The organism is Haloimpatiens lingqiaonensis, from assembly GCF_901447495.1.
GTDB lineage: Bacteria > Bacillota > Clostridia > Clostridiales > Clostridiaceae > Haloimpatiens > Haloimpatiens lingqiaonensis.
In genome coordinates, this window is record NZ_CABDWS010000107.1 from 1 (window position 1) to 8,050 (window position 8,050).

The following is an 8,050-nucleotide window of genomic DNA, read 5'->3' on the forward strand; positions in this document are numbered from 1 at the left end:
TTCATTTTTAATATAACTATAATTTGGCAGGCTGACGCCTAAAAGATCTTTTCAAGACATATTGGTAAAATATGCAAAGTGACTACTATATTTTATAGGTACTTTGCACAACATTTATTAAATAGCCAATTATAATTTCAATTTCTAATTTCTCTACATCTTCTGCGCCTAAAAGTTGTTAACCGTCCCCATTTTTGAATATTTAAGAAATCCATTCTCCATCTCTAACTTTATAACTCCTATTTCACACAAATAATCCACATATGATCTTAGCATTCTTTCCATTAAATTATACTTATATTTGGTCTTTACACTAATATCAAACTTTTTAATGCATGCCTTTAGAATATCCTCCATTGTCATAGAGCCGTCTATAACAGAATATACGCCCCTTGCTCTGCCCATATAGAACTTAATATTATCAATTATAAGTTTTATAATATCATCATAAATACCTTTGTGCGCTACTACATATTTGCTACATTTTAAGCCATGAAGTCTTATTTTGCTTTTTAAATCCTCTAAAAGTATATAAGCATAAGGCATTTTAGCCCCCTCCATAACTTCATAGCTTATTAGCGAATCCCCTAAATATGCAACATCATCTGGGGTAATAATGCATATGTGTGCAGGGCTGTGTCCTGGTGTATGAAATATATTGAATTTAATACCTTGAATACATACGCTATCTTGATTATCCAAAATCATAATATCCGTTTTACAAACAGAATTTCCGTAATGCTCTGTAACATCTGATAACGTTTGGCTGCTGTAATAAAGCTTCAAATTAACTGTAGAGCTGCAAACAAATGCTTCATAGGCTGGCATAGCTATAATACAGTTGTATTTTTCCTTAAGATATGCATTATTTCCTACATGGTCTAAATGAAAATGACTGCATATTATGCCAACTACCTTAAAATTATTCTTTTCAAGAAGCTCTTCTATGCCTTCCCTTTCTCCCTTTGACCATCCTGAATCTAACATAATAATCTCTTTATCATTAATTTTATAAAAAGGTATATATGTCATTCCTGTATCAATGCAAAATGTGTTTCCCTTTATATTCTTTATTTTCATATTTTATCTTTAGTGAGAATGTGTATTTTTATTATAGTTATATATTTAAATTATATATTTAAGTTATATATTTAAGTTATATATTTAAGTTATATATTTAAGTTATATATTTAAATTATAACTATTTATTTAAATTACACATTAAAGCACTAATTGGTCACTTCCTTCCTTTATGTAGTATATAAAACATTACTACTATAACAATATGAAAATTATATCACTTGTTTTTCATTTCTAAACTGAAATTTTAAAATTTAGAAATTTAAAAAAATCTAAGATAGGACTAAGAAAAACTAAGGAAAACTAAGGGGACGGTTAACATTAATCATTAATCATTAATCAGGCTAAGATTAATCGAGGCAAAACAAGGAAAACAAGGGGAGAAAACAAGGGAAAACAAGGGCGAAAACAAGGGGACGGTTAACAACTTTTCGCTATCAATCTTAGCTAATAATTGTTAACCGTCCCCATACTTTTTACTCTCTTCTACTGCTAATTAGTTGTTAACCGTCCCCTACTAAAACGCTTCGTTTAGCTTCTCGGTACCCTTTAATACAAATCTTCCATCTCTTATAATGTCAATATACTCGCCTTTTTCTGTAACAACAGAAATAAATTCTATGCCTTCATATGGAAGAGTAATATCTGTATGAACATTAGTATAGGCTTTATTTATATCCTCTTTTCTTAAAATTGACTTTTCATTGTCTCTTGCTATTATCTCTTTTTTGTCTAACATATTATAAACAGGCAAATCTTCGGCAAAACCAAAACATGTGTCACCTATGGCAAAGTGTGGACCCATTTTTTCAATAATAAGCACTGGAAGTTTTTCTATAATGCCATATTTTTCAGCCATCACATATGCCTCTGTATTAGTTCCGATAGCGAATTCTCCTAAAGGTAGAGTATCGTTAAGCTGCAATAAATTTTCCTTAACATATGCCTTATTGTCCTCTTCATTTTCAAAATTACCACAAGTATAATCACTTACATATCCATCTTTGAATGTTAACTTTAAATCCTTATATTTAAGGCCAAGATAAGTATCTTCTAAATGAAGAACGCCATTGGTTCCCTTAAGCTGTGGTGAAGTGAAAACCTCTCCTAATGGAATATTTACATCTGCCACACAATTTACAAAATTAGTTTCCTTGCTTTTGTCCTTAAGTTTTTGCAATTTAACCTTTATGTCTGTTTGGTTGCCCCCTTTCCCCTTAACATGAACGCATTCCCCTTCATCAAGAGCATCAATTATCTTCTGCTGGATGCCTTCATAAACATTGTTATCCATCATATTTATTTTAAAAACATCATTAAAAATTTCTTCAAATTTATCCCCAATTTCAGCAGTTGGGAAAGCAATTATGCTAAAACTTGTATTTTCTTCCGGCTCAAATTTATCAAATAATTGATTAATCTTATTTTTGTGTTTTTGCACTAAATCCTGTTGATCTTTTGATAATTTAAGGCATTCTTTCTTATTTTCTGGTGAAAATGGTACCTCCCCAAAGCTTTCGAAAACCATAGGACCTGCTTGTACACTAAAAATGTCTTTGTTAAATTCAAAAGCCTTCTCCATCATGGACTCTTTTATTTGTATATATTCTTCATTTAAATATATAGCATTGTCAAATCTATGATCATAATTATACTGCTTATTAGCTTCTGATGAATCCACTATAGCTATTGTTGAATCAAATCCTGCCTTTTTAAAATCTTTTATAAGTTGTCTTATAATAACTTCTTGGCCTGCTGTGTAGATTATTTGCACACCATTTCTATTTCCTCTATTTTTATTTTCAACCACAAAACCTCTTATAAATGCATCCACTGTTGTTTTTGATAAAGTTTCTATCTTTTCCTTTGGATAATTTGATAAAAATTTTGCTGTACTTACTTCATTGTCACTTATATACTTGTCCAATCTAAATAAATACCTTGAATCACTTAAATCCTTCTCTAATATGGTACTTAAATAGAACCCAAAGTTCTTGTCCATTCTTTCACGTCTTAAATATTTTTCATTCTTGAAAATCCACTCTGCATCTATAGGATACATTATAGCTTTCAATTCCTCATAACTAGCTTTTTTATTTTTAACACTTTCAAATACTCTTAATAGAATATTGTTAATTTTATCCATATTAAATATTCTGTGCTTGTACGCATAAGATATAGACCCTCTGCAACTAGCATAAAAGGCTGACATAAGCTGTCCTATATGATCTCCAAACACTTTAATAGCATAGGTTGGATTAGCATAGCTTGTTTTATAATTTTCTCCTAAAAGTTCAACATAAAAACCATTATTTTCTTCTTTTAACTCTTGAAAACTCTTTGTTTCAAAATACTCATCATTTAGATTTTCTTCAAATTCAGCAATCTTTAGAAGAAATTTACCAGTATGATTTAAAAACTTGTAGTATTCTTTAAGTTCTTTAGCTTCTTCATACTTATCTGTGCTTGTACACATATTCTTAATATCTAAAAGTCCCTTCTTATAGCTGTCTAAAACCTTTTTGTTTTCCTCTTTATAAAATTCCATAGCATCTAACATAAAATATACCCCTTTTCTTAATATATTCTTTATTAACAAATAACTAAATTATTGTTAACTATCCCTATTTTTTCTTTTAACCTTTTAATAAATTATTGTTAACTGTCCCTATTTTTTTGTTTTTTAATATACCTTTTTTAAGTATAAATTTAATTATTTTTTCTTAACCGTCCCCCGTCTTCTTTTTATTTATTTTTGATCAAAATTCAATTACTTCTTGTTAATCACCCTCTTAATTTTTGTTTTTATCTCTTATCTATCAGTAAAAAATTTAGCTATTTTTCTTGATCTTGCACTTACTTCTTTATTTTTTCTTCATATACTTCTTTATTTTCAAGTAAAAACTTAGCTATTTCTTGTTAACCGTCCCCATACTTTTTTACTTTTTTACTTCTTTACTTCTTTGTTTTTTCTCATATACTTCTTTATTTTCAAGTAAAAACTTAGCTATTTCTTGTTAACCGTCCCCATACTTTTTTTAATTCCCCAAAGATATACTTGTCCTTCATCATCCTTTGTGAAGGTGTAATCCTCATCTATCCATGTATGGTGTAAAACATTCTCACTAATTGGATAGACAGGCAAAGCATACTCATCATCAATTATTAAAGATAGTCCCTCTTCTTCCTTTTTCAGTTCTAGCTTGAAATCATCTTCTTCATATATTCCTAAATAACTTTGTAATAACTCGGGGTTCAAAGGTACAATATCCGGTTTTACAGGCATATCATATTTTTCCCCAAAAGCAATATCTGCAATGATTTTACATAGTTTATTTACAGCTGTAAATCCATAATTACTCAAAACCACAACAGCAAAGTCATCATCAACATATCTATGAATTTCACACAAGAAACCTTCGCACCCACCATTATGATGTACAACCCTTCTATTACCATTCATGTCTATTGCAACCCCATAGCCATAGTTATCTTTATATTGAGTATTCATTTTTTCAATGGATCTTTTGCTTAATAACTTATCATTATTTAGAGCTTGGTCCCATATCAATAAATCTTCAACTGTTGAGTACATGCCTCCTGATGAAAGCATCAAATCCATATTAATATAGTTGCAATGAATTAAGTTATTGCCATTTAAATAATATCCTGATGCTTTATTTTCAATAATATTTTTATCATCATCTATCCCTGTATTAAACATACCCAATGGCGAAAAAATATTTTCATTTAAAAATTCACTATATGCCTTTCCTGATAATTTTTCAATAAGTAGCCCTAGAAGATAATATCCCGTATTGCTGTAATTCCACTGTGTACCAGGTTCAAAATCCAAAGGCTCACTTGTAAACATGTTGATCAAATCAGCTTTTTCATGAGGAATCCTCTGAAAGACTTTGTGTGAATCTGGTAGATTTGAATAATTAAAAATTCCAGAAGTATGAGTTAGTAAATGATGAATAGTTATTTTAGAATTTAAATTACTCCACTCAGGAAAATATTTTTTCAAGCTATCCTCTACTCTTAACAGTCCTCTTTCTTCAAGAATTAAAATAGCTGCAGCTGTAAATTGTTTTGTAATTGACCATATTCTATATTTAGTGTCTGTGGCATTTTTAACCTTATGTTCAATATTTGCATATCCGTAAGCTTTTTTAAAAATTATCTCCCCATCTTTTATCGCTGCAATAGAACCACTAAAAGCCCATAATTTTGTATATAATTCTAGGTATTTATCTATTTTATTTGTAATATCTTTGTATCTCATTGTAATGCCCCCTATGTGTAATTATTCGGCTATTAAAATAATTTAAAATTACCGCTATTATTAATTTATTTAAAAACTTTCCACTTATCATTATTTTTGGTATCACAAATCCTGTATTTTCTTCACACTACATCCATAATCTATAAATTCAGTAAATATTTTTGTTCAAAATTTGTTAACTGTCCCTATTCTTTTGTTTTTTAATATACCTTTTTTAATATATTTTTAAGTATAAATTTAATTATTTTTTCTTAACCGTCCCCCGTCTTCTTTTTATTTATTTTTGATCAAAATTCAATTACTTCTTGTTAATCACCCTCTTAATTTTTGTTTTTATCTCTTATCTATCAGTAAAAAACTTAGCTGTTTTTCTTGATCTTGTACTTACTTCTTTATTTTTTCTTCATATACTTCTTTATTTTCAAGTAAAAACTTAGCTATTTCTTGTTAACCGTCCCCATTTCTTTTTTCTTTCTTTTTTCTTGTTAACCGTCTGCATTTCCTTCTTTCCTGTAAATATTTTTGTTCAAAATTTGTTAACCGTCCCCATTTTTTTACCCTGGATAACGATCTCTAACCTTCAGTTGGAGTAAAACTCCATCTGAAGCTAAGAGCTCTGTTTATAATGCAGAAAATTACCCAATCATATAATATGATAAACCAAGTTATTTATAATATAATGAAATTCTCTTATCATATTATAAAATTCACCTACCAATACATAAAATTTACCTACCAATACAAATAAAAAAGCTGTACCGTTAAAACAGCACAGCATAAATCCCTAATATTGTAAATTACTAACATTAAATATCCTTATAAAGCATGTTTACAAAATATCTTAGGCAGAACATTTTATACTTTAGGTAAAACATTCTAGATAAAATGTCATTACAAACCTTTTATAAAATATATTTATAAGATGTCTATTATAAAATATGTTTATAAAATATAAGGTATTAAATCAATGTTTTTAACAGATTTTAGGATTATAACTGTTGTTGTTCTTAACATATCTATAAATCAATCTTTTTTATTTGCTCCACTAATAAGCCAATTCATCCATGTTATAAATAAATTAGTAAGCAAAATTATTAAGATTATGAATAATTTAACGCATATTTTAATTAACTAAATTGGACTACAGATAACTTAAACTTGACATGATTAAATTAGTTAAAACTACTATTAATTTAGTTAAAACTAAAAATAACTTAATGTGCATTTAAGTTATTTTAATTCAGTTAAATTGATATTAGTTAATTCATTTTGATATTAGAACAACTTTAACATTTCACCTAATCCCTCTTCCTTAATTTTATAAATTTTTATAATTTTCATTGTATTCATTCAATAAAAGTATTGTATACCATATTATTCTATTTGTCAATTAAAAATTTGCTTCTACTCTTTTTTCTCCTTTTCAAAAATTATCTGATAAGCATATGCAGCCATGACACCCTTCTTTTCATTTGGTGGAATTACAATTTGTACTAGTCGCCACCCATTTGCTTCTTCCACAATTTTCCTCAATTTTTCAGTAATCTTTCAGTATTAGCACTCGTTAAATCGACTTATTCCCTTTAATACCTCTCTAATTGTATTCGTGATTTGTTCATACTCCGGTTTATTAATCAATCTAAAATATAAACTTTTCAAGAAAACATTTACATTGAATTGAATAACTAAATCCTCCGGATATCTACCTGTTTTCTCCATTTTATTAAAGTTTTTAATCCACTCTTCCATTTCTTTTGTAGGTATAATTTTTCTTTCTAATATAGCTTTAACAACTGTAATCATACGTTCGTCCTCAAAGTGAATGTATCCATAATGATTTACATTCACTTTTTTGTAGATTGCATCTAATATTAATTTTAATCCCTGATATCCAATTTCTTCGCATCTAGCAAATTCATCCAAGGCATCAGCACCATGGGCAGCCCCGTGAGCCCAACCTTTACCTTCTATATACCCTCTAACATCATGGTCTTCATTATAAAATTTCAAAACAGTATTAAAAGCCTTTTGAATATCGCTTTCGGATATGAACTTTTCCTTCCTGTGTTTATAAATTGCAGCTGCAACAGTTTCACTTGAGAATGTTCTAGCGAAAACTGAGTCATTTATATTGCCTAGTCCCTTAAGAAGATGTTCCTCATCTATGGCTATCATAAGCAACTCATAAACTTCCTTTGCTGATAAAAGTAAGCGTCAAAAATTAAGTATCTAGAAAACATACCCTCCCATTGATAAACTTAAGTAAAAGATTATCAATAGGGGGTTTACTTATGTATAAAAAATTAGATAATGATGCTTGGGAAGAATATTTAAATAAATTTAACTCTGTTAAAGATACAATAACAGTGAAAGATTTCTGTGCTGAAAATAACCTTAGTAAGAGTCAATTTTATTACCATAAAAAAAGAGTGAAAAAATTAACTGAAAGTAAAGAACCTGTTTTTCAAGCTATTTCTTTGAATAGTAAAGTTGATAATATTAAAGAAGAAAATAAATCTACATTAAAAGAAGTAAAAATTAATGTAGGCAATGCCAATATCCTTATTCCTGTTAGCGAAGCTACTTTAATAACAGCAATAATTAAGGAGTTAATTCTAAAATGTTAAATATAGATAAGGTAGAAAAAGTCTATCTTGCCTGCGGTTATACGGATTTAAGAAA

The 8,050-nt window shown here is 28.5% G+C and carries 6 protein-coding genes; 1 reads left to right on the forward strand and 5 read right to left on the reverse strand.

What is annotated here, in order from left to right:
- Window positions 1-168: 168 nt before the first annotated feature.
- The 5 genes from FGK85_RS13955 to FGK85_RS13975 form a co-directional block, all read right to left on the reverse strand.
- Entirely contained in the window at window positions 169-1,080 is a 912-nt protein-coding gene (locus FGK85_RS13955) for an MBL fold metallo-hydrolase (protein WP_138207632.1), read from the reverse strand.
- A 517-nt stretch (window positions 1,081-1,597) separates the two neighbouring features.
- Window positions 1,598-3,640, reverse strand: coding sequence for an aminopeptidase (locus FGK85_RS13960; RefSeq protein ID WP_138207634.1), 2,043 nt, complete (start codon window positions 3,638-3,640; stop codon window positions 1,598-1,600).
- A 447-nt stretch (window positions 3,641-4,087) separates the two neighbouring features.
- Entirely contained in the window at window positions 4,088-5,368 is a 1,281-nt protein-coding gene (locus FGK85_RS13965; RefSeq protein WP_138207636.1) for a serine hydrolase domain-containing protein, read from the reverse strand.
- 1,404 nt (window positions 5,369-6,772) lie between these two features.
- Window positions 6,773-6,889: a DUF4177 domain-containing protein gene (locus FGK85_RS13970; protein ID WP_243122892.1), complete on the reverse strand. Its 117-nt coding sequence runs from the start codon at window positions 6,887-6,889 to the stop codon at window positions 6,773-6,775.
- A 33-nt stretch (window positions 6,890-6,922) separates the two neighbouring features.
- Entirely contained in the window at window positions 6,923-7,543 is a 621-nt protein-coding gene (locus FGK85_RS13975) for a DUF2785 domain-containing protein (RefSeq protein ID WP_243122893.1), read from the reverse strand.
- Between the two features lie 116 nt (window positions 7,544-7,659).
- Between FGK85_RS13975 and tnpA the strand changes: the two genes are divergently transcribed.
- On the forward strand, window positions 7,660-7,995 hold the full coding sequence (gene tnpA / locus FGK85_RS13980) for an IS66 family insertion sequence element accessory protein TnpA (RefSeq protein WP_138207642.1): 336 nt from the start codon (window positions 7,660-7,662) through the stop codon (window positions 7,993-7,995).
- Window positions 7,996-8,050: the final 55 nt, after the last annotated feature.